Source organism: Xanthomonas euroxanthea (assembly GCF_900476395.1).
In the GTDB taxonomy this organism is placed as follows: Bacteria; Pseudomonadota; Gammaproteobacteria; order Xanthomonadales; family Xanthomonadaceae; genus Xanthomonas; species Xanthomonas euroxanthea.
The window spans coordinates 96828-119170 of record NZ_UIHB01000002.1; the positions used below are offsets into that span (position 1 = coordinate 96828).

The 22343-nt window shown below is 65.4% G+C and carries 16 protein-coding genes and 1 tRNA gene; 10 read left to right on the forward strand and 7 right to left on the reverse strand.

The window, feature by feature from the left end; translation table 11 throughout:
- The first annotated feature begins 1 nt into the window (after position 1).
- The 3 genes from CPBF1521_RS07505 to CPBF1521_RS07515 all read left to right on the forward strand — a co-directional run bounded on the left by CPBF1521_RS07505 (position 2) and on the right by CPBF1521_RS07515 (position 4806).
- On the forward strand, positions 2 to 1195 hold the full coding sequence (locus tag CPBF1521_RS07505; RefSeq protein ID WP_104648359.1) for an HlyD/EmrA/EmrK family protein: 1194 nt from the start codon (positions 2 to 4) through the stop codon (positions 1193 to 1195).
- 6 nt (positions 1196 to 1201) lie between these two features.
- Positions 1202 to 2782 (forward strand): DHA2 family efflux MFS transporter permease subunit, encoded by a 1581-nt coding sequence (locus tag CPBF1521_RS07510; RefSeq protein ID WP_104583372.1) that lies wholly within the window; start codon positions 1202 to 1204, stop codon positions 2780 to 2782.
- Positions 2783 to 3240: 458 nt separating this feature from the next.
- The gene (locus CPBF1521_RS07515) at positions 3241 to 4806 is read left to right on the forward strand and encodes a serine hydrolase domain-containing protein (protein ID WP_235858413.1); all 1566 of its coding nucleotides are present in this window, start codon (positions 3241 to 3243) and stop codon (positions 4804 to 4806) included.
- A gap of 324 nt (positions 4807 to 5130) precedes the next feature.
- Here CPBF1521_RS07515 and CPBF1521_RS07520 read toward each other — a convergent pair.
- The 3 genes from CPBF1521_RS07520 to CPBF1521_RS07530 form a co-directional block, all read right to left on the reverse strand.
- Positions 5131 to 5217, reverse strand: a tRNA-Leu gene (locus CPBF1521_RS07520).
- A gap of 142 nt (positions 5218 to 5359) precedes the next feature.
- Complete coding sequence (locus CPBF1521_RS07525; RefSeq protein WP_115676615.1) at positions 5360 to 7597, reverse strand: beta-glucosidase family protein; 2238 nt, start codon at positions 7595 to 7597, stop codon at positions 5360 to 5362.
- 118 nt (positions 7598 to 7715) lie between these two features.
- Positions 7716 to 9482 (reverse strand): M14 family metallopeptidase, encoded by a 1767-nt coding sequence (locus CPBF1521_RS07530; RefSeq protein ID WP_115676616.1) that lies wholly within the window; start codon positions 9480 to 9482, stop codon positions 7716 to 7718.
- Positions 9483 to 9803: 321 nt separating this feature from the next.
- Here CPBF1521_RS07530 and CPBF1521_RS07535 point away from each other — a divergent pair, with 321 nt between their 5' ends.
- Both CPBF1521_RS07535 and CPBF1521_RS07540 read left to right on the forward strand, forming a co-directional pair.
- Entirely contained in the window at positions 9804 to 11369 is a 1566-nt protein-coding gene (locus CPBF1521_RS07535) for a POT-type proton-dependent oligopeptide transporter (protein WP_115676617.1), read from the forward strand.
- A 7-nt stretch (positions 11370 to 11376) separates the two neighbouring features.
- Positions 11377 to 11985 (forward strand): rhomboid family intramembrane serine protease, encoded by a 609-nt coding sequence (locus CPBF1521_RS07540; RefSeq protein ID WP_115676618.1) that lies wholly within the window; start codon positions 11377 to 11379, stop codon positions 11983 to 11985.
- A gap of 141 nt (positions 11986 to 12126) precedes the next feature.
- Here the strand turns inward: CPBF1521_RS07540 and CPBF1521_RS07545 are convergent, their stop codons facing one another.
- Complete coding sequence (locus CPBF1521_RS07545) at positions 12127 to 12327, reverse strand: hypothetical protein (RefSeq protein WP_104583368.1); 201 nt, start codon at positions 12325 to 12327, stop codon at positions 12127 to 12129.
- A 217-nt stretch (positions 12328 to 12544) separates the two neighbouring features.
- Here CPBF1521_RS07545 and CPBF1521_RS07550 point away from each other — a divergent pair, with 217 nt between their 5' ends.
- The 3 genes from CPBF1521_RS07550 (at position 12545) to CPBF1521_RS07560 (ending at position 14292) form a co-directional block, all read left to right on the forward strand.
- Positions 12545 to 12829, forward strand: a complete 285-nt coding sequence (locus CPBF1521_RS07550) for a GNAT family N-acetyltransferase (RefSeq protein WP_115676619.1) — start codon at positions 12545 to 12547, stop codon at positions 12827 to 12829.
- Positions 12830 to 12879: 50 nt separating this feature from the next.
- On the forward strand, positions 12880 to 13725 hold the full coding sequence (locus tag CPBF1521_RS07555; protein WP_115676620.1) for a DUF3298 and DUF4163 domain-containing protein: 846 nt from the start codon (positions 12880 to 12882) through the stop codon (positions 13723 to 13725).
- Positions 13726 to 13791: 66 nt separating this feature from the next.
- Complete coding sequence (locus CPBF1521_RS07560) at positions 13792 to 14292, forward strand: MarR family winged helix-turn-helix transcriptional regulator (protein WP_104583365.1); 501 nt, start codon at positions 13792 to 13794, stop codon at positions 14290 to 14292.
- Between the two features lie 100 nt (positions 14293 to 14392).
- On the opposite strand, the gene CPBF1521_RS07565 is transcribed toward CPBF1521_RS07560, so the two are convergent.
- Positions 14393 to 16591, reverse strand: coding sequence for a M3 family metallopeptidase (locus CPBF1521_RS07565; protein WP_181901151.1), 2199 nt, complete (start codon positions 16589 to 16591; stop codon positions 14393 to 14395).
- A 436-nt stretch (positions 16592 to 17027) separates the two neighbouring features.
- Between CPBF1521_RS07565 and CPBF1521_RS07570 the strand changes: the two genes are divergently transcribed.
- Positions 17028 to 17516, forward strand: coding sequence for a glutathione peroxidase (locus CPBF1521_RS07570; protein WP_115676622.1), 489 nt, complete (start codon positions 17028 to 17030; stop codon positions 17514 to 17516).
- Positions 17517 to 17637: 121 nt separating this feature from the next.
- Here CPBF1521_RS07570 and CPBF1521_RS07575 read toward each other — a convergent pair whose 3' ends face one another.
- Complete coding sequence (locus tag CPBF1521_RS07575; protein WP_104645084.1) at positions 17638 to 18417, reverse strand: ferredoxin--NADP reductase; 780 nt, start codon at positions 18415 to 18417, stop codon at positions 17638 to 17640.
- Between the two features lie 216 nt (positions 18418 to 18633).
- Positions 18634 to 20514 (reverse strand): ABC transporter ATP-binding protein, encoded by a 1881-nt coding sequence (locus CPBF1521_RS07580; protein ID WP_104648554.1) that lies wholly within the window; start codon positions 20512 to 20514, stop codon positions 18634 to 18636.
- Positions 20515 to 20777: 263 nt separating this feature from the next.
- Here CPBF1521_RS07580 and CPBF1521_RS07585 point away from each other — a divergent pair, with 263 nt between their 5' ends.
- On the forward strand, positions 20778 to 22295 hold the full coding sequence (locus CPBF1521_RS07585; RefSeq protein WP_181901152.1) for a fumarate hydratase: 1518 nt from the start codon (positions 20778 to 20780) through the stop codon (positions 22293 to 22295).
- Positions 22296 to 22343 lie beyond the last annotated feature (48 nt).

Genomic DNA, 22343 nt, shown 5'->3' on the forward strand with positions numbered 1-22343 from the left:
GATGAGCCAGACGACTCCAACTTCTTCCCAACCTGCGCCGGCCGCGCCCAGCAAGCGCCGCGCGGCGCTGCGCATCGTGGCCATTGTGGTGATCCTGGCGATCATCGGTCTTGTGGTGTGGTACCTGCTGGTCGGCCGCTGGCACGAAGACACCGACGACGCCTACGTGCAGGGCAACCAGGTGCAGATCACCCCGATGGTCGGCGGCACCGTGGTCAGCATCGGCGCCGAAGACGGCATGCGCGTGGAGCGCGGCCAGTTGCTGGTGCAGCTGGACCCGGCCGACACCGCGGTCGCGTTGCAGCAGGCCGAGGCCAACCTGGCCAAGACCGTGCGCCAGGTGCGTGGTCTGTACCGCAGCGTGGAAGGCGCGCAGGCCGACCTGTCTTCGCGCGAGGTGAGCCTGCGCAGCGCGCGTGCCGACTTCGCGCGCCGCAAGGATCTGGCCGCCAGCGGCGCGATCTCCAGCGAAGAACTGGCGCATGCCCGCGAAGAGCTGGCCGCTGCCGAAGCGGCAGTGAGCGGTTCGCGCGAGAGCTTCGAACGCAACCGCGCGCTGGTGGACGATAGCGCGGTGGCCAACCAGCCCGACGTGCAGACCGCCGCCGCACAGCTGCGCCAGGCCTATCTCAACCATGCCCGCACCGGGGTGATTGCGCCGGTGTCCGGCTACGTGGCGCGCCGTTCGGCGCAGCTGGGCCAGCGCGTGCAGCCCGGCAGCGTGCTGATGGCGGTGGTGCCGCTGGAACAGGTGTGGGTGGAAGCCAACTTCAAGGAAACCCAGCTCAAGCACATGCGCCTGGGCCAGGAAGTGGAACTGCATTCGGATCTGTACGGCGGCGGCGTGAACTACACCGGCCGCATCGAGAGCCTGGGCCTGGGCACCGGCAGCGCGTTCTCGTTGTTGCCGGCGCAAAACGCCAGCGGCAACTGGATCAAGATCGTGCAGCGCGTGCCGGTGCGCATCGCGGTGGATGCCAAGCAACTGGCCGGCAATCCGCTGCGCATCGGCTTGTCGATGAAGGTCGACGTCAACCTGCACGACCAGCAGGGCAGCGTGCTGCCGACCAAGTTCGCCAATGGCGCGGTGTTCTCCACCGACGTGTATGCGCAGCAGTTGCAGGCCGCCGACGCGGACATCCAACGCATCATCCAGGACAACCTGCCTGCGCAGGCTGCGTCCAAGGCGGGCTGAGCCAGCATGTCTTCGCAAGCTCCCACCGCGCCAGGCGGTCCCTCGGCACCCGCGCCCGCCGCCGGCTTTCGCCCGGCGAGCGTGGCGCTGTGCACCGTGGGCCTGGCGATGGCCTCGTTCATGCAGGTGCTGGACACCACCATCGCCAACGTCTCGTTGCCGACCATCGCCGGCAATCTCGGCGCCAGCTCGCAGCAGGCGACCTGGGTCATCACCTCGTTCGCGGTCAGCACCGCGATCGCCCTGCCGCTGACCGGCTGGCTGAGCCGCCGCTTCGGTGAGACCAAGCTGTTCGTGTGGTCGACGCTGGCCTTCACCATTGCCTCGTTGCTGTGCGGCCTGGCCCAGAGCATGGGCATGCTGGTGGTGTCGCGTGCGCTGCAGGGGTTTGTTGCCGGACCGATGTACCCGATCACCCAGAGCCTGCTGGTGTCGATCTACCCGCGCGAAAAACGCGGGCAGGCGCTCGCCCTGCTGGCAATGATCACCGTGGTGGCACCGATTGCCGGGCCGATCCTGGGCGGCTGGATCACCGACAACTACAGCTGGGAATGGATCTTCCTGATCAACGTGCCGCTGGGCATCATCGCCAGCAGCATCGTCGGCTCGCAGCTGCGGCATCGTCCCGAGCAGCTGGAAAAACCGCGCATGGACTACATCGGCCTGATCCTGCTGGTGGTCGGCGTCGGTGCGCTGCAGCTGGTGCTGGACCTGGGCAACGACGAGGACTGGTTCTCCTCCGACAAGATCGTGGTGCTGGCCTGCGTTGCCGCGGTAGCGCTGGTGGTGTTCGTGATCTGGGAGCTCACCGACAAGGACCCCATCGTCGATCTCAAGCTGTTCCGGCACCGCAACTTCCGCGCCGGCACCCTGGCGATGGTGGTGGCGTATGCGGCGTTCTTCAGCGTGAGCCTGCTGATCCCGCAATGGCTGCAACGCGACATGGGCTACACCGCGATCTGGGCCGGCCTTGCCACTGCGCCGATCGGCATCCTGCCGGTGTTGATGACGCCGTTCGTGGGCAAGTACGCGCTGCGGTTCGACCTGCGCATGCTCGCCACCGTTGCCTTCATCTTCCTGTCGTTCACCAGCTTCCTGCGCTCCAACTTCAACCTGCAGGTGGACTTCGGCCATGTGGCCACGGTCCAGTTGGTGATGGGCGTGGGCGTGGCCCTGTTCTTCATGCCGGTGCTGCAGATTCTGCTCTCGGACCTGGACGGTCGCGAGATCGCGGCAGGGTCAGGCCTGGCCACCTTCCTGCGCACCCTGGGCGGCAGTTTTGCCGCATCGTTGACCACCTATCTATGGGCACGTCGCACCCAGGTGCACCACGCGCACATCACCGAACACATCTCGGTGTATACGCCGGGGATGCAGGAGCAGGTCACCGCGATGGGGCAGGGCGACCTGCAACGCGGCGCAGCATCGCTGAACAACATGATCAATCACCAGGCCTCGCAGATGGGCTTCAACGACATCTTCTACCTGCTCGGCTGGACGTTCCTGGCGATCATCTTCTTCCTGTGGCTGGCCAAGCCGCCGTTCGGTGCAGGTGCGGGCGGCGCAGCGGCGGCCGGGGGGCATTAGGCGCCGGCTGACAAGGCGCTTGGCCGTTCTGACATCGGCTAAGACAACGACCTCACGTCGGTCCAGTGCAGAGCGAATGATCTGCGACTTGGCTGCGGGGCCCTTGCCCGCCCACCATCGCGGGACACGCCGCAAGTACGTCCGTGTAGGCGCTTACGCGGCATCCATGCCGCGTAAGGTCCCGCGACGGTGGGCGGGCAAGAGCCAGTCGGGATGGTCGGTTGCGTAGCGCTTCGCAAAGCAACCAACGAACCGTTTGGGGCGGTGAGGGCCCTGCAGCCTTGACCGACGCAGTATTTGACGTGGGATTCTGACTGCATCCAAAAAAGGCAGCTGACAAAACCCCTGCGCTCACCCCCACCAGTCGGGTGCTCGCTACGGTTTGTGAGCCGCTCTAACAATCGTGCTGTGCTTGTCAACAGGCTCTAGACTGACGCTCTCCAAGTGGGAGCAGTTCAATGGCAGTGACGCCTTCAGCGACCGGTTTACCGCAGTCTTTCTGCCTCATGCATACGATGCAGCGCCAAGGCCGGCTCACGCTGAATCAAGAGGCCCAGCGTCATCGTGAGTTACCGCATGTAGCGCCGGCAATTGGGCGTCTGCTGCAGACTGTGCTTCTTCTGTCGCTGTGGTTGCCGTTGATCGCCTTGGCCGATGAATCGAGCGACAAGGTGACACAGCAGATGCAGCTTAATCGGCAGCGCTACGGCATCGTAGGGCAGGCTGCGTACGTCTCCCACAATGGCAAGGTGCTGTTTCGCGGTGGCGATGGACTTGCCGACCTCGACAGTCAGCAGCCGGTGATGCCTGAGCAGATATTTCCTGTGTTTTCGGTGAGCAAGCTGCTGGTGAGCACCTTGATCATGCAGTTGGTCGAGGCCAGGCAAATCGATCTGGACCGACCCGCCCGGGTCTACCTGCCAGATCTGCCCCAGCGCTGGCACAAGGTCACGGTGCGTCAGCTGCTCAACCACACCTCCGGGTTGCCAGAATATTTCACCGAGGCGCAGATGAGCGGCGCGCCTGGGACAAACGCATCGTTTCCTGCCACTGCGCAGGCCGTCTTTGCTGTGCTTGGCAACCAACCTCTGCTGTTTTCGCCGGGTAGCAGCACCCGCTACATCAACACCAACTATCTGGTGCTGTCGCAACTGCTCCAGGCGCATTACCGCAAGCCGTATTCGCAGATCGTCTCCGAGCGGATCCTCGAGCCGTTAAAGCTGGCGCATACCTTTCTCGGACGCTCCCGATTGCCGGCTGATGCGGTCGTCAGTGCCTACATTGGCAAGGACGAAAAACTGCAGAAAGAGCCGGAGATCGCCTGGCCCGATTACGCCCTCGGGCATGCCGAGCTGTACGCCAGCATCGACGATCTGGCGACGTTCATCGAAGCGATGCGAGATGGAAAGTTGGTCGGCAAGCCAGCCCTGCGGCAGCTCTGGCAACCGCAGCTGCTGACCAATGGGCAGCGCGGCTGGTTTGCCGGCGGCTGGGAGGTTGGCGCAAGTGGTGCCTATCGGCACGTCGGTCATGATGGCGGCGCGCGGGTGAGGGTGCGCCTGCTGTTCGCCGATGCCCTGGATGGCGATAGCTACACCATCGTTTACCTGACCAATGGCAGCACGCGCGGGGTGTGGTCCCGGGTGCTGGTCGACAGCATCATGGCCGCCATCGCGCCACAGACGTTTCCCGCCGAAGCCGTGTCGGAGACACTCATCGCCTTCGCGCTGCAGTCGCCTGTCGATCACGACACGCAGCTGTTGGCCGATGCACTGCGTGCCGACAGGAGCATCCCCCTCGATCAACTCGAGGCTGTGGTCAACACGACGGGCTACACCGCTGTGTCCAATCTCGGCGCAGATGCGGCGATTCGTGTGTTCGCGCTCAACGTGTTGCTATTTCCGGCGTCCAGTAATGCGCTGGACAGCCTTGCCGAGGCGTATGAGGCAAGCGGAGATCTCGCCCGTTCGAGCGCCATCCGGCAGCGCATCAAGGACATGCCCGCGCCACCTGGGAAACAGTGATCTGGCATGAAGTTGTGAGACCTCATCTGTTTGTTTCTGGTGCTTCCACCTGGCTGTAACGCAGATTGGCATTGGCCTTGATCGTGGACGTTTGGCGTCAAGCCTTGCATCCAGCGGGCCTTCCATCGGCATCTGTCGTGCAGGCGTCGAACATGGTCGCCACAGCCGCAACACGTGGTCGCGTGTCGAAAGTCACGCGCGGCGCACGCTTGCAGCGCAGCCGATCGGCATGCGCGCCACCACCGACAGTCCTTCGTCCCATCGCATGGCCCAGACGCAAAAAACCCCGCCTGAGCGGGGTTTTTTACGATCTACCGTGAGTCGTGGTGCCCAGGAGAGGACTCGAACCTCCACGAAGTTGCCCCCGCTAGCACCTGAAGCTAGTGCGTCTACCAATTCCGCCACCTGGGCGACTCAGGAGGCGAATTGTGCAAGTTACGCGCGGCGCTGTCAACGCATCTGGCACAAATTCTTCGTGGTGGCGGGTGCATGCCGTCCACGGGAGAAGACGGCGCGACGGACACGCGCACTGCATGCCCGCCGCGGCACGCAATTACGGCAGCTGCGCCGCCTGCAAGGTGACCTCCGCACTCTGCACTGGTTCGCCTGCCGAACGCGCCAGCTGCACGCGATAGGTGCCGGCGGCAATCGTCCAGTGGCGTGCCTTGGCATCGAAGTCGGCCAGCGTCTTGGGTTCGGCGATCACCTGCACGTTGCGCTTTTCGCCCGGCTTGAGCGTGAGTTTCTGCCAGCCGATCAGGCGCAGCGGGGTGGCGTGGCCGTCGGGCAGGGTGACGTAGAGCTGCGGCACGGCGGCGCCTTCGCGCGGGCCGATGTTTTCCACCTCGAAGTTCGCCGTGAGCTGGTTGCCGTCGGCGTCCACGCGCAGCCCGCCCATGCGGAACTGGGTGTACGACAGGCCATGGCCAAACGGGTAGCGCGGGGTCAGCTTGCGCGCGGCGAACCATTTGTAGCCGACGTTGGCGCCTTCGATGGCGTAGTCGATCGTGTCTTCGCCCGGCTTGGCCGGCTTGAAGCCCAGGCCCGGAATCGACGGGCGCGGCAGCTGCGACTCGTCCACCGGCCAGGTCACCGGCAGATGGCCGGAGGGATTGACCTTGCCGGTCAGCAGGTTGGCGATGGCTTCGCCGCCGCCGATGCCCGGATACCACGCCTGCAGCACCGCCGGCACGCGCTCGGCCCAGGGCATGCGCACCGGGCCGTTGGTTTCCAGCACCACGGTGGTCCTGGGGTTGGCCTTGGCCACCGCCTCGATCAGGGCGTCCTGGTTGTCGGGCAATTGCATGTCCGGCAGGTCCACCGATTCGGCCGACCATTGGGTGGCGAACACGATCGCCACATCGGCGGCCTTGGCCGCGCGTGCCGCGGCAGCGCGGTCCTTGCCGTCGACATAATCGATCTGCACGTTCGGCAACGCGGCGCGCAGTGCCTGCAGCGGCGAGGACGGATGGATGATCACCGGGCCCGGCCAGGTGGTCGGGGTGATGCCGGGCACGGCGTTGCCGCCGTTGATGGTGTAGTCCACCCGCGAGGAACCGCCGCCGGACATCACGCCCTTGTCGGCGTAGCCACCGATCACCGCGATGCGGCGCACGTCCGTGGACAGTGGCAAGGTGGCCTGCTCGTTACGCAGCAGCACGCTGCCTTCTTCGGCGACATGCTGCGCCGACAGCAGCCCGGCCTTGCCATCGATCGGCTGGCGCTGGGTCGGATGATCGAACGCGCCATGCGCGAACAGGCTGCGCAGCACGCGCTTGACCATGTCGTCGAAACGCGCGCGCGGCACCACGCCGGCCGACACCGCCATGCGCAACGGCGCGTCGAAGAACACCGCCGCATCGAACACTTCGCCTGCCGATTGCTGATCCAGTCCGGCCAAGGCCGCCTTGGAGCCGCTGTGCACGCCACCCCAGTCGGACATCACATAGCCGGGGTATTTCCATTCCTGCTTGAGCACCTGGTTGAGCAGGTAATCGTGCTCGCAGCCGTAGATGCCGTTGATCTTGTTGTAGGAGCACATCACCGAGGCGGGGTCGCCGATCTTCAGCGCAATCTCGAACGCCAGCAGATCCGATTCGTACATCGCCTGCTCGCCGATCTCCGCGCTATGGAAATTGCGGCGCGTCTCCATGTCGTTGAGCGCGTAGTGCTTCATCGTCGACAGCACGTGCTCGCTCTGCACGCCGCGGATCGACTCGCCCACCATGGTGCCGGCCAGCAGCGGGTCTTCGCCGGCATATTCGAAATTGCGCCCGTTGCGCGGGTCGCGCTGCAGGTTGACGCTGCCGGCCAGCAGCACATTGAAGCCCTGTTGCCAGGATTCGCGGCCCATGGTCTTGCCGCCGGCATACGCCAGCTGCGGATTCCAGCTCGATGCCGTGGACGGGCCGGACGGCATGGCGGTGGCGAAGTCGCCCTTGCGGATGCCGCCGGGATTGGTCACGCCCACGCCGGCATCAGCCAGTTGCTGCGCCGGGACGCCCAGGCGCGGGATGCCGGGGACATAGCCGGCCGAGCCCAGCGCGCCTTCGGGCTTGGGAATCTTGTCGGTGCCCAGGCCGAAGTAGCTGCGCAGCATCTGGAATTTTTCGTCTTCGCTCATCTGCGCGAGCAGGCGGTCGGCACGCTGGTCCGCGGTCAGGGCGGTGTCCATCCACGGCTGCGCTGCAGCGGCGGTCTGTGCGCCGAGCGGGGCGGCAAACGCGACGCTGGCGCCAACGGCGATGGCGAGCGCGAGACGGCGTGGCCGGGAATTTGTAAACGGTTTCATATCGGGATGTGGCACGAGTGGTCCTTGTGGTGCGGTTGCAATCAGGGGAGGGCAGCGCACTGCCCGTGTTCGAAGGGCGCGCGTGCGCGCCGAGGTGTTGGCCGGAATCGGTGCCGCGTCAGAACTGCGTCTGCGCGGTGCGTAACACCGGATACAGGCGGTAGCGCTCGTCCCAGGAGGCATGCAGGCGAGCGAAGAATTCCAGGCGTGCCTTCGGGTCGGCCGCGAAGGCCGCGTCGCTGGCCAGGCGCTGTTCGAATTGCGCCTTCACTGCCGGGTCGCGTTCGAGCATGTCGCGCGCGACCTCTTCAGCTACGTAATCCTCCATGTATTCCTTGCGCTCGAACGCGGTGTTGAACTGGCCCCATTGCAGCAGCGAATCCGGCGCCTGCGGTTCCAGCATTGCCATCACCAGGCGCGACCTGGGCTGGGCGATCGGCACGAACAAGGAGCCGGCCGGCACGGTGCGGGTGTCATCGCGCCACTGCCCGGTGATTGCCAGGTTCTGGTGGCCTTCGTTGGAGCGCGCGGCAAACGTGGCGGTGTCGGCACGGAAGCTCTGTACCGGATGGGTGCCGGCGGTGGCGATGGTGTCGAAGGCGATGCCGTGCAGGCGCAGTTTCTCCGCCACCAGGGCCGCTTGCGCGGCAGGCACCAGGTAGCCGCCGCGTGGCGCGTCGACCACCACGTCGGGTTTGATCTGGTCGCGTAACGGCACCTTCCAGAGCTGTGGCCTGGTCTCGTCGTAGCGCGTCATCAACGCGCCGGAAATCGGCGAGGGCGTGCGCGTGTAGGCGTAGCCACGGAAGGCCACGGTGCGTGCGGCGGGGCCGGCAGCGAAGCTCAACGGCTCCATCTCGCCAGCCAATTTGGTTGCACGCTGATCGGCCGCCAGTGCATCGGCGCGCCATCTGGCACCGTTGCGCGCGGCCTGCTGCAGCACCGACACGATCGCGTTGCGGGTGACGCGCACACGTACCGGGTAGGTCTTCCACGAATGCGTTTCCACCAGCATGCCGAAGCGGTTGCGCAGCAGGAAATAGCCATGCGAAAAACGCGGCGGCGACACGTCGTCGGCAAAGCCTGAGGTCGGGTCGTCCTCGTGCACGAACGAGGGGTAATACGGCAGCGGCAGCGAGCCCTGCTTGGCCAGGTCGGCAATCACCGCATCGCGCCAGCGCGTGCCGTCGCGTTGCAGCGTGGCATCGCCGGCGTGCACGGGCTCCACCTGCACAGACACGTCGTGTTCGAACTTGGCGCCATCGGTGACGTGCAGGTCCACATACATCAGCGGATCCCATTGCTGCACCAGCCGCAGCATCGCCTGCATTTCCGGTGCGTCGGCCTTGAGGTAGTCGCGATTGAGGTTGAGGTTCTGCGCGGTGGTGCGCCAGCCCATCTGTGCGGGGCCGCGCTGATTGGGCCGGTTCCAGGCGCCGAAGCGCTCGTGGCCGTCGACGTTGAACACCGGCACGAACACCCAGACCAGTTTGTCGAGCACGCCTTTGCCGATCTTGCCGTCCAGCAATTCGCGCAGGGCCAGAAACCCCGCGTCCTTGCCGTCGATCTCGCCGGCATGGATGCCGCCTTGCACCAGCACCACCGGCAACGTGCGTTGCGCAGCGCTGCCTGCATCCAGTGCCCCGCTGGTGGAGACGACCAGCGCCTTCATCGGCCGGCCTTCCGGGGTGGTGCCGAATTCGATGCAGCGCACCGCCTGCGGGTAGCGCTGTGCAAAGGCATCGCAGAGCGCGATGACTTCGTCGTAGCGTCCGGTTTGTGCGAACCCGCTACGCTCGGCCTGGGTGGTCAACGGTTCGGCGGCCAGTGCGGCGGGGCAGGTGGTCAGCAGCAGGCTCAGGGCCAGGCGGGTGAAGCGGGGCATCCAGCGGTCCAGTGTTCCAGGAAAACGTTTGCAATGTAGCCGAGCCGGCGCAGCAGGCCAATCTGCACTGCGTCATGACTTGCGTGTGATCGGCGTGGTTGCGGTGCATCGACGGCGGGACGGCACGCCTGGGCCGAGTCACTGGCCAGGTGTGCCGCAACGGCAGCAACCCGCCCGCCGGGTCCGCACTCAACGCCTGCCAGGCGCGGTGCTCGACGCATGCGGCGGCGCGCCCGTGGCCTTATCCCATGGTCGCGATGGCGGCCAACCGGCAGCCGCCGGTACGATAGCGCGTGTTTTTTTCGCTCGACCGGACTGCCCTTGACCACTTCCACCTTGCCGGGCCCCACTGCCGGTGCGCGGCTGCCGCGCCAGATTCCCTTCATCATCGGCAACGAAGCCTGCGAGCGTTTCAGCTTCTACGGGATGCGCAACATCCTGGTGCAGTTCCTGATCACCTCGCTGCTGTTGCAGGAAGTCAGCGGGCCCGGCCGTGAGGCCGAGGCCAAGCACATCCTGCACAGTTTCATGATCGGGGTGTTTTTCTTCCCGCTACTCGGCGGTTGGCTGGCCGATCGCTTCTTCGGCAAATACAACACCATCCTGTGGTTCAGCCTGGTGTATTGCGCCGGCCATGCCTGCCTGGCGCTGTTCGAAGGCAGCCGCAGCGGATTCTTCCTCGGGCTGGGCTTGATTGCGCTGGGTGCGGGCGGCATCAAGCCGCTGGTGGCCTCGTTCATGGGCGACCAGTTCGACCAATCCAACAAGCACCTGGCCAAGGTGGTGTTCGACGGCTTCTACTGGATCATCAACTTCGGCTCGTTGTTTGCCTCCTTGTTGATCCCGCTGGCGCTGAAGCATCTCGGCCCGGCGTGGGCGTTCGGCATTCCCGGCATCCTGATGTTCGTGGCCACGCTGGTGTTCTGGCTGGGCCGCAGGCGCTATGTGCGGGTGCCGTTGCCGCCGAAGGATCCGCACGGCTTCGGTACGGTGGTGCGCACTGCATTGCTGGCCCAGGCGCCGGGGCAGGGCCGTCCGGGCCTGATGCTGGCAATCGTCTCGGTGCTGCTGGCGCTGGCCTGCGTCGCGCTGGTCGACCAGCTCGGCATCGTCATCTGCCTGTGCATGGCGCTGGTGCTGTTGCTGGCCGGCATCGGTGGCGGCACCTGGTGGCAGCTGGAGCGTGCGCGTGGCGTCCATCCCGATACCGCGGTCGAAGGCGTGCGCGCGCTGCTGCGGGTGCTGGTGATCTTCGCGCTGGTGACGCCGTTCTTCTCGCTGTTCGACCAGAAGGCCTCCACCTGGGTGCTGCAGGGGCGCGAGATGACGATGCCGGCCTGGTTCACCGCCTCGCAGATGCAGGCGCTCAATCCGCTGCTGGTGATGCTGCTGATCCCGTTCAACAATCTGGTGCTGTATCCGCTGCTGCGGCGTGGCGGCTGGGAGCCGACCGCGCTGCGTCGCATGACTTGCGGCATCGCCTTCGGCGGCCTGGCCTGGATCACGGTCGGTGCCATCCAGATCAGCATGGACGGCGGCGAGCCGATGCATATCGCCTGGCAGATCCTGCCCTATGCGCTGCTGACCTTCGGCGAGGTGCTGGTGTCGGCCACCGGGATCGAGTTCGCCTACAGCCAGGCACCGCCGTCGATGAAGGGCGTGGTGATGAGCTTCTGGTACCTGACCACCACGGTGGGCAATCTATGGGTGCTGCTGTCGAACGTGGCGGTACGCAATGCGACGGTGACCTCCCACATCGCCGATACTGGACTCAGTGAGGCGGCATTTCTGATGTTCTTCTTCGCGGCCTTCGCGTTTCTGGCGGCACTGGCCTTCGGCCTGTACGCGCGCCGGTATCGCATGGTCGACAATTACCGTTCTGCCTGAGGTCCGCATGATTACCCTGATCCTGATCGCCGTCACCGGCATCGTCTCGTGGATGGCGTTCAACAACCGCAAGTTGGCCGACCGGCTGGTGCTGTGGCCGCCGGCGCTGGACAAGCACAAGCAGTACGACCGCCTGGTCACCTACGGCTTCATCCATGCCGACCTGGGCCACCTGGTCTTCAACATGATCACGCTGTTCTTCTTCGGCCGGGTGATCGAAAACGTGATGACCCAGCTGACCGGCAGCGTGCTGACCTATCCGCTGTTCTATCTGGCGGCGCTGGTGGTCTCGATCCTGCCCAGCTATCTGAAGAACCAGAACAACCCGAACTATCTCAGCCTGGGCGCCTCCGGCGCGGTGTCGGCGGTGTTGTTCGCCTTCATCCTGCTGCAGCCGTGGACCATCATCCTGGTGCTGTTCATTCCGGCGCCGGCGATCATCTACGCGGTGTTCTACGTCGGCTACAGCCTGTGGATGGACCGCCGCGGCGGCGACCGCATCAACCACAGCGCGCACCTGGCCGGTGCCGCGTTCGGCGTGATGTTCATGCTGATCATGGAGCCGCGCGTGCTGCAGGTATTCCTGGAGCAGCTGTCCAACCCGCGTTTCGGCTGATAGCGGCGGGCACGCGCGCCGCTGGCCGCAGGCGGGCATGCGCGGTAGGTCGAAGTGGTGGCAATAGCGGGTCGCCTTGGGCGACCGGGCCAGGACCAGCGCCAACGCGCGATGGGTCCTGGCGAGTGATGCGATGCCGGCTCAGGCCGCGTCGCGCTTCTGCCCGTTACCGACGCTGCTGGTGGGCACCGCGCCGTAGGCCTGCTGCAGGCGCTGGTACACCGTGTCGTTGAGCTGCGCGAAGTCGGGGTTGTGGGTGTCGCCCTTGATGGCGAACTGGAACAAGCCTTCCAGCAGCGAGCTATCGCTGTCTGCGCTGTGTCCTGCCGAATCGTTGTGCATGCGGTGACTCCTCGTAGGTAAGGCGAAGGCCTTGGCAGGTCGTACCGCCCCCAGTGGCAACGGGCGCCTTCGGCTGAGCTATCGGCGCGGCGCGAGCGAACTTAAGTGCCTGCTCGGCAGGCTGCGCGGGCAGTCACGGCATCGATTCATTTTCACGCAGGCGCGGCGCCGCGCTGGTCACACTGATCGTCATCGTCACTGCCTCGTGCAGACCACCATGGAGGCAGCGAAAGTGCAGGCAGATCACGATTCCGCGCAGCAGCTTTTCAGCGTAGACACCGATGGACAACATGCCGAGCTGGCCTACCGCCTTGAAGGCGAGCGCATGACCATCACCCACACGCAGGTGCCGGACGCGATCGCCGGGCGCGGCATTGCCGCAGCGCTGGTCGAGGCGGCCCTGGCCCATGCACGCCAGCAGGGCTACAAGGTCGTGCCTGCCTGCAGTTACGCGCAGGCGTATATCCGGCGGCACCAACAGTTTCAGGATCTGCTGGCCTGAGCGGCGGCAGCGTGTCTTTGCAGATGATGTATCGAAGGGAGCAGGCGGGAATGGGGCGGTTGTCAGGAGTGAACGCAGTCCGGGGCTTGCTGATGCTGGCGGTGCTGGCAGGCTGTAGCCAGCGCGCGCCGACGACGGCCGAATCGGCAGAGCCGGCCGCCGAGGCGAGCGTTGCGACGGCACCGCCGGCAGAGCCTGTGCTTGTGCAAAGCGGCCCGCTGGAAGACGTGATCGAGCACGCGCCCGCCTATATGGTAGGTATCAGTTATCCGCGCGGGCTGGACGCATTTCCCGAACTGAGCGCGCTGATCCGCAGCTATGCGCAGGCAGCGCGTGCCGAACTCATGCAGGCGGTGTCCGGGCTCGGCAACGACAAGCCGGCTGCGCCCTACGAATTGTCGCTGGCGTTCGAGACCGTGTTGCAGACCCCGGACCTGATCGTCGTGTCCGCCGACGGCAGCCGCTACACCGGTGGTGCGCATGGCGAACCGTTGGTGGCGCGCTTCGTTTGGCTGGCCAAAGAGCGCAGGCAATTGACCGCGCAGGCCCTGATTCCGGACCCGGCAGGCTGGGAAGCGATCGGGCGCGAGGTCGCAGTGCAATTGCACAACGCCGCCGCCCAACGCGTGGAAGCCGAGCGTGTGCCGGTCGAAGAGCAGGCCGCGCAGGTGGCCTCGGCCGATCGCATGATTGCCGAAGGCACTGCGGCGCAGGTCGACAACTTTGCCCAGTTCGTGCCGGTGCTCAATGCTGCCGGGCAGATCACCGCGCTTCGGTTCGTGTTTCCGCCGTACCAGGTGGGGCCGTACTCGGATGGCACGCAGACGGCCGAGGTCGCTGCCTCGACGTTGTTGGCGTGGGTCGCGCCGGAATATGTACATCTCTTCGCACGCTGAGGTGTCACCCGGCAGACGATGTGATTGAATGGCTTGGCCATTCAGTAATGTAATCAAACGGGTGATATGAGTAGTTTCGATCCAACCGCACGTCGCGTGGACCACACCTGTGTGCGCTATCCGGCGTTTCCGCGGGAACCGGCCGTCCTGGTGAGGCTGATCAAGCATCTCTACAAGCGGCTGCACACGCAAGGGTGTGTGCGGTTGAAGCCCTACGGCATCAGCCCGCCGGAGTACGAGATTCTGATGATGCTCTACGGCACCCCGGAGCAGGCGATCACGCCCACCGAGGTGGCCGAGGCTGCCAGCGAGAAGCCGGCCAACATCACCCGCCTCACCGATCAGTTGTGCGAGAAGGGATTGATCGCGCGGGGCAGCAGTCCGGACGATCGACGCAAGATCATGCTGACCTTGCAGCCTGCGGGGTTGGCGTTGATCAACAGTCTGCTGCCCGATGCCTGCACGCTGCTCAATGCAGAGACGTCCGGCATCAGCGATGCCGAGCAGGTGCGGCTGGAAAAGCTGTTGAGGAAACTGCTCGACGGCGTGGATTCGGTCGAGCTCTGAGCGCGGCGTTTGCGCCGACTGCAGCAGGTCTTCTGATGGCGACCAACAAAAACGCCGCCCGGATCGCTCCGGGCGGCGTCTTCATTTCACTGTATTGCGATTACGGCTTGGACTGCGGCGCTTCCGGTGTGGCGCCATCGCCGCCTTGCGCGCTCAGGCCGCGCTTCTCGAGCAGCGGCTCGATCTGCGGCGCATGGCCGGCAAAGTTCTGGAACAGCTGCATCGCATCGACGCTGCCGCCGCGCGAGAGCAGGGTCTGACGGAACCGGTCGCCGTTGGCGCGGCTCAACCCGCCGTGCTGCTTGAACCACTGCTGGGTGTTGGCGTCGAGCACTTCCGACCAGATGTAGGCGTAGTAGCCGGCCGCGTAACCGCCCATGATGTGGCTGAAATACGGGGTCTTGTAGCGTGGCGGCACCGGCGCGTAGGCGATGCCGTCCTGCTGCAGGGCCTTGGCCTCGAAGGCCATCACGCCGGCGGCGTCGGGCACCTGGCTGGCGCTGATCTGGTGCCAGTTCTGATCGAGCATGGCCGCACCCAGGTACTCGGTGGTGGCAAAGCCCTGGTTGAACTTGGACGCGGCAATCACCTTGTCCAGCAGGGCCTGCGGCATCGGCGTGCCGTTCTGGTAATGCTTGGCGTAGTTCTTCAGGATCGACGGCTCGTCGGCCCACATCTCGTTGACCTGCGAGGGGAACTCGACGAAGTCGCGCGGCACGCTGGTGCCGGAGAAATACGGGTATTTGACGTCCGAGAACATGCCGTGCAGCGCATGGCCGAACTCATGGAACATGGTGGTCACTTCATCCCAGGTCAGCAGCGTCGGCTGGCCGGCCGGCGGCTTGGGGATGTTGAGGTGGTTGGCGACCACCGGCTTGAAACCGGTCAGCGCCGACTGCGACACGTAGGAGTTCATCCAGGCGCCGCCGCGCTTGGATTCGCGTGCGTACATGTCGGCGATGAAGATCGCCAGCTGCTTGCCGTCGGCGTCGAACACGTCATAGACGGTGATGTCGTCGCGGTAGGTCGGCAGGTCGGTGCGCTGCTTGAAGGTCAGGCCATATTCCTGGTTGGCCGCGTAGAACACGCCGTTTTCCAGCACGTTCTTCAGCTCGAAGTACGGCTTGAGCTGGGATTCGTCGAAGTTGTACTTGGCCTGGCGCACCTTCTCGCTGTAGTAGGCCCAGTCCCAGGCCTCGAGCTTGAAGCTCGGCTTGCCTGCGGCCTTCTGTTCCTTGTCGATCATCGCCTGCAGGTCGGCCGCCTCGCGCTTGGCGTTGGCCACCGCCGCCGGTGCCAGCTTGCCCAGCATCGCGTTGACCGCTTCGGGCGTCTTGGCGGTCTGGTTTTCCAGCGAATAGGCCGCGTAGGTCGGGAAGCCGAGCAGCTTGGCCTTGTCGGCGCGCAGCTTCATGATGCGCGACACCAGCGCGGTGTTGTCGTACTGGCCACCGTGGCTGCCACGCGAAACCGAGGCGTCGTAGATCTTCTTGCGCAGTTCGCGATTCTTCAACTGTGTCAGCGGCGGCTGGCCGGTGGTGTTGAGCAGCGCGATCACGTACTTGCCGTCGAGCTTGCGCGCCTTGGCGGCTTCGGCGGCGGCGGCGATCTGCTCCTCGGACAGGCCATCGAGCTGCTTGACGTCATCGACGACGACGGCAGCGGCATTGACTTCGGCCAGCACGTTCTGGCTGAAGGTGGTGCCCAGGTTGGCCAGCTCGGCATTCATCGCCTTGAGCGTGGTCTTGTCGGCATCGGAGAGCTTGGCGCCGTCGCGGACGAAATCGCTGTAGTACTTCTCGACCAGGCGCACGCCTTGCGCGTCCAGGCCCAGCTGGTTGCGTTGGTCGTACAGCGTCTGGATGCGCGCGAACAGCTTGCCGTTGAGCGAGATCGCGTCACGGTGCGCGGCGAACTTCGCCGAGTAGTCGGCCTGCAGTTTCTTGCGCGCGTCGTTGGTGTCGGCACCGACCAGGTTGAAGAACACCGTGGTGGCGCGATCGAGCGTGGCGCCGCTTTTTTCCAGCGCGATGAGGGTGTTGTCGAAGCTCGGCTTGGCTTTCTGGTTGGCGATCTTGTCCACTTCCTTCAACTGCTCGGCCATGCCGGCGTCGAAGGCGGGTGCGAAGTCGCTGTCGGTGATCTTGTCGAACTGCGGGTAGTGCAGCGGCAGCGTGCTGTCTGCGAAGAACGGATTGGCGTGGGTGGCGGCCTGCGTGGTGGCAGGTGCGGCGATGCTGTAGGACGGCATGGCAAGTCCCAGGGAAGCGGCCAGGGCAAAGGCGAGACGGGTGGTCAAGAGGGTTGCTCCAAAGTGCGAACCGCCGAGGCTACCCCAGCCGGGCCGGACAGGCGTGTGACAAAAGGCATGGCTGCAAGGTCCTCGCCTTGCCATCAGGCGGACGCGAGCGGTGCGCGCCTTGCGGGCCCAGGACTGCTGACGCCGTGCGTGCGCCGCCGCCGGACGGGCGCTGCCGATACGCGCTGCGGCACGTTTTCCATTTGGCTGCATGCCGGCTGCCCGGCGAGCTGCCGATCTGCCTGCCTGGCCGATGCTGGCCGCTAGCGCGCAGTGCCAGCGGCCGGCCACGGTCGGGATCATCGGGTAGGGCCAGGTGGCTGCGGCAACGGGTCCGTCGAAAACCGCCTTTTCCCCGGCTGACACGCTTGCGATCGCGATGCCGCGCTGCGGGCCGTTGCGTTACGCTGCCCTGCTTGCACACAGCGGGGCGGCCATGAGCGACATCTCAACGTTTGAATTCACCGACCTGGACGGTCGTACACAGTCGATGCGCGATTACGCCGGCAAGGTGGTGCTGGTGGTCAATGTCGCCTCGAAATGCGGCTTTACCCCGCAATACGCAGGCCTGCAGGCGCTGTGGCAGCGCTATCGCGAGCGTGGTCTGGTGGTGATCGGGTTTCCCTGCGACCAGTTCGGTCACCAGGAGCCGGGCGATGCCGCGCAGATCCGCCAGTTCTGCTCGCTCGATTATGCCGTGGATTTTCCGCTGGCCGAGAAGGTCGAGGTCAACGGCAGCGGCGCGCATCCGCTGTGGCGGTGGCTCAAGCACGAACAGCGTGGCGTGCTGGGATCGGAAGCGATCAAGTGGAACTTCACCAAGTTCCTGATCGGCCGCGATGGCACGGTGCTGGAGCGTTACGCGCCGACGACAAAACCCGAAGCGCTGGCAGCGGATATCGAGCGCGCGTTAGTTGAATCGTAGGAGCGCACCTGGGCGCGATGAGGCATTACCGGGAACGCTTCATCGCGCCCGGGTGCGCTCCTACGGCGGTTGGTTCCGCACAGGAAACGCCGCATCGCGCTGACGTCTCACGCGCGCCGCATCATTTCTCGACGAAGGCGCGCTCGAACACGTAATGCCCCGGCGTGCCGATGCGTGGCGAGGTCTGGAAGCCACGCGCGTCCAGCAGGGTGCGCAGGTCGGCCAGCATCTGCGGGCTGCCGCAGATCATGAAGCGGTCGTTGGCCGGATCCAGCGGCGGCAAGCCCAGCGTGTGCTGCATGCGGCCATCGGCCATCAGTTCGGTCAGGCGGCCCTGATTGGCGAACGCCTCGCGCGTCACCGCCGGGTAATACAGCAACTTCTCGCGCAGCAGGTCGCCGAGGAATTCGTGCTGCGGCAGCTCGCGCTCGAAGTAGTCGCGGTAGGCCAGATCCTGCACGAAGCGCACGCCCTGGGTCAGGATCACCTTGTCGAAACGCTCGTAGGTTTCCGGATCCTTGATCACCGACAACCACGGCGCCAGGCCGGTGCCGGTGCCCAGCAGGTACAGATTGCGGCCCGGGTGCAGGTCGCTGATCAGCAGCGTGCCGGTGGGCTTCTTGCCGACCAGCACCTTGTCACCGGGCTGGATGTGCTGCAGCCGCGAGGTCAGCGGGCCATCCGGCACCTTGATGCTGAAGAACTCCAGATGTTCTTCCCAATTAGCACTGGCGATCGAGTACGCCCGCAGCAGCGGGCGGGTCTCGGTCTCCAGGCCGATCATCACGAACTGCCCGTTCTCGAAGCGGAAACCGGCATCGCGGGTGGTGGTGAAGCTGAAGTAGGCATCGGTCCAGTGGCGGACCTCAAGCACCGTTTCGGCGCCGAAAGCGGAAGACATACCGGTAAGTGTCGTGGGAAGAGTACCGGCCAATTCTACCTCAAGCCGGCCAAATGAGATGAACTCTCATTTGGCTGGGAATGGAGAATCGGGAATCGGGAATGGAGTGCAGCGCCGAAAGATCTGGGCCCCTTCAGGATCGGGAGGTTGAGTGCCTGTCAGCAGCCGCGAAGCCGCCTCTAACGATTCCCCATTCCCGACTCCCCATTCCCAGCCTCACCGATACCCCGCCGCCTGCAACTCGAACAGTTCCGCATAGCGCCCGCCCTGCGCCATCAGTTCGGCGTGGGTGCCGTTGGCCTCGATGCGGCCGGCGGCCAGCACCAGGATGCGGTCGGCCATGCGCACGCTGGAGAAGCGGTGCGAGATCAGCACCGCGGTGCGGTTGTCCGACAGCTCCTTGAAGCGCTGGAACACCTCGAACTCGCTGCGCGCATCCAGTGCGGCGGTGGGTTCGTCCAGGATCATCAGCTGTGCATCGCGCATGTAGGCGCGCGCGATGGCGATCTTCTGCCATTGCCCGCCGGACAGGTCCACGCTGTTCTTGAAACGACGCCCGACCAACTGGTCGTAGCCATCGGGCAGGCTGTCGATCAGCTCGCCGGCCATCGCACGCTGCGCAGCGGCGCGGATGCGCGGCGCATCGTCCATCGCATCGACCTGGCCGACGCCGATGTTCTCGCCCACGCTCAGGTGATAGCGCACGAAGTCCTGGAAGATCACGCCCAGGTTGGCGCGCACATCGTCCAGGTCGTAATCGCGCAGGTCCTGGCCATCGAGCAGGATGCGGCCTTCGTCCGGGTCGTACAGCCGCGCCAGCAGCTTGACCAGGGTGGTCTTGCCGGCGCCGTTTTCGCCGACCAGCGCCAGCACTTCGCCGGCGCGTAGTTCGAAATCCAGATGCCGCACCGTCCACTGCTCGGCATCCGGGTAGCGGAAGCCCACGTCCTCGAACACGAAGCCCTGGCGGATCGGGCGCGGCACCGGCAGCGCATTCGGGCGCGAGCGGATCTCCGGCACGATGTTGAAGAACGAATACAGATCGTCCAGATACAAGGCCTGGCCGGCGACTTGCGAAAACCCGATCAGCAGGCCTTCCAGCAACTGGCGCAGGCGCAGGAAACTGCCGGCCAGGAAGGTCAGGTCACCGATGCTGAAATCGCCGCGCACCGTGCGCCAGGCGATGTAGCCATAGGCCATGTAGTAGCCCAGCGTGCCCAGTGCAGCCAGCAACGCGCCCCACAACGCACGCTTGCGCGCCAGTGCGCGGTTGGCCTGGAAGAACTTGTCGGCCAGCCGGCGGTAGCGCGTGATCAGGAACCGGTGCAGGTTGAGGATCTTGACTTCCTTGGCGGTCTCGACGCTGGCGCCGACCTGGCGCAGGTAGTCGAGCTGGCGCCGCTCCGGCGTCCACTGGAAGTTGAGCGAATAGCCCAATGCGTTGAAATGCGCCTCGCCGATGAAGGCCGGGATCAGCGCGATCGCCAGCAGCAGGATCAACCACGGCGCATACACCACCAGGCCCACCGCCAGGCTGACCACGGTGATGGCGTCCTGCACCTGGCCGAACAGCTGGCTCATCAGGTTCATGCGGTTCATGGTCTGGCGCCGCGCGCGATCCAGCTTGTCCTGCCGGTCGGGGTCTTCGAAATCCTCCAGATCCAGCTGTGCGGCGTGTTCCATCAGGCGCACGCTGGCGGCGTTGTTGAACAGTTCCGACAGCAATGCATCGGCATAGCCGACCAGCCGGCCGAGCAGGTCCGACCCGATCGCCAGGGCCAGTTCCAGCGCCAGCAGTTCCAGCAGCCGGTTCAGGCGCCCGCTGCCCAGCGCCTGGGCCAGCGAGTCGAAGGCCGGTGGTTGGCCGACCAGGTGGATCGCCTCGTCGATGATCAGTTTGCCGATATACAGCGACGCCACCGGCATCAACGCGCGCAGCACGCGCAGGCCGATGCTGCTGGCGCTCAGCCAGCGGCTGGTCTGCCAGATCTGGCGGAGGAACGGGGGCAGGTTGCGCAGCGCATCCAGGCGCTCGCGCAGGGTGGGGCCGGGACGGGGAACGGTGGGCGCGGTGGCGCCGGAACGGGAAGCTGACATCGCATCAGTGTGCAGCGCTTTGCGTGGGCGCGGGGTGTTGGAGCGCAGCAGTGCGCATTGCGGCAGTGGCGCGCGATCGCTGCTGCGGCGCTGGCTGCAGGCTTGCACGGCAACGCGATCGGTGTCTGGCGGCGCGCCCGTGCCGCGGCCCGACTCTGCGCGATCGATGGCCCGATCAATCGCCTCGATTGACGCAACGCCCGGACGCGCCGGAAGTTTCGACTAAAATGGCCGGATCGCCCCCGCCAGCCGTAGAGCCAGCCGTGACCTCGATCAAGCAGGAAGACCTCATCCAGTCCGTCGCCGACGCGTTGCAGTACATCAGCTACTACCACCCGGTCGACTACATCAGGAATCTGTCCGCTGCCTACGAGCGCGAAGAGTCGCCGGCGGCCAAGGACGCCATCGCGCAGATCCTGATCAACTCGCGCATGTGCGCCGAAGGCCATCGCCCGATCTGCCAGGACACCGGCATCGTCACCGTGTTCCTCGAGATCGGAATGAACGTGCGCTGGGACGACGCCACGATGGGCGTGGAGGACATGGTCAACGAAGGCGTGCGCCGCGCCTACAACCACCCCGACAACAAGCTGCGCGCCAGCGTGCTGGCCGACCCGGCCGGCAAGCGCACCAACACCCGCGACAACACTCCGGCGGTGGTCAACACCAAGATCGTGCCCGGCCACCATGTCGAGGTGATCGTCGCGGCCAAGGGCGGCGGCTCGGAGGCCAAGAGCAAGTTCGCCATGCTCAACCCGTCCGACTCCATCGTCGACTGGGTGCTCAAGACCGTGCCGACCATGGGCGCGGGCTGGTGCCCGCCGGGCATGCTCGGCATCGGCATCGGCGGCACTGCGGAAAAGGCCATGCTGCTGGCCAAGGAAGCGCTGATGGAGCCGATCGACATCGTCGACCTGCAGGCGCGCGGCGCCTCCAACCGCGCCGAGGAACTGCGGCTTGAACTGTACGAAAAGGTCAACGCGCTCGGCATCGGCGCGCAGGGCCTGGGCGGACTGACCACGGTGCTGGACATCAAGGTCAAGGATTACCCGACCCACGCCGCCAACCTGCCGGTGGCGTTGATCCCCAACTGCGCGGCCACCCGGCACGCGCACTTCACCCTGGACGGCAGCGGCCCGGTGATGCTGGATCCGCCGTCGCTGGAGGACTGGCCCAAACTCACCTACAACCCGACCAATGCGCGCCGGGTCAACCTGGACACCATCACCCGCGAGGACGTGGTCAGCTTCAAGCCGGGCGAGGTGGTGCTGCTCAACGGCAAGCTGCTGACCGGCCGCGACGCCGCGCACAAGCGCATGATCGACATGCTCAACCGCGGCGAAACCCTGCCGGTCGACTTCACCAACCGCTTCATCTACTACGTCGGCCCGGTCGATCCGGTGCGCGACGAAGTGGTCGGCCCGGCCGGCCCGACCACCGCCACGCGCATGGACAAGTTCACCCGCCAGATGCTCGAGCAGACCGGCCTGTTGGGCATGGTCGGCAAGTCCGAGCGCGGCGATGCCGCCATCGATGCGATCCGCGACAACAAGGCCGTCTACCTGATGGCGGTCGGCGGCTCGGCTTATCTGGTCTCCAAGGCGATCAAGGCCGCACGCGTGCTGGCCTTCGAAGATCTGGGCATGGAGGCGATCTACGAATTCGAGGTCAAGGACATGCCGGTGACGGTGGCGGTGGATGCCACCGGCGAGTCGGTGCACAAGACCGGCCCGCGCCAGTGGCAATCGCGCATCGGCAAGATTCCGGTGGTGGTGGAGTAAGTAAACCTGGAACGGCGACGCACGTGCACTGCGTCGCCGTTTTCGGTT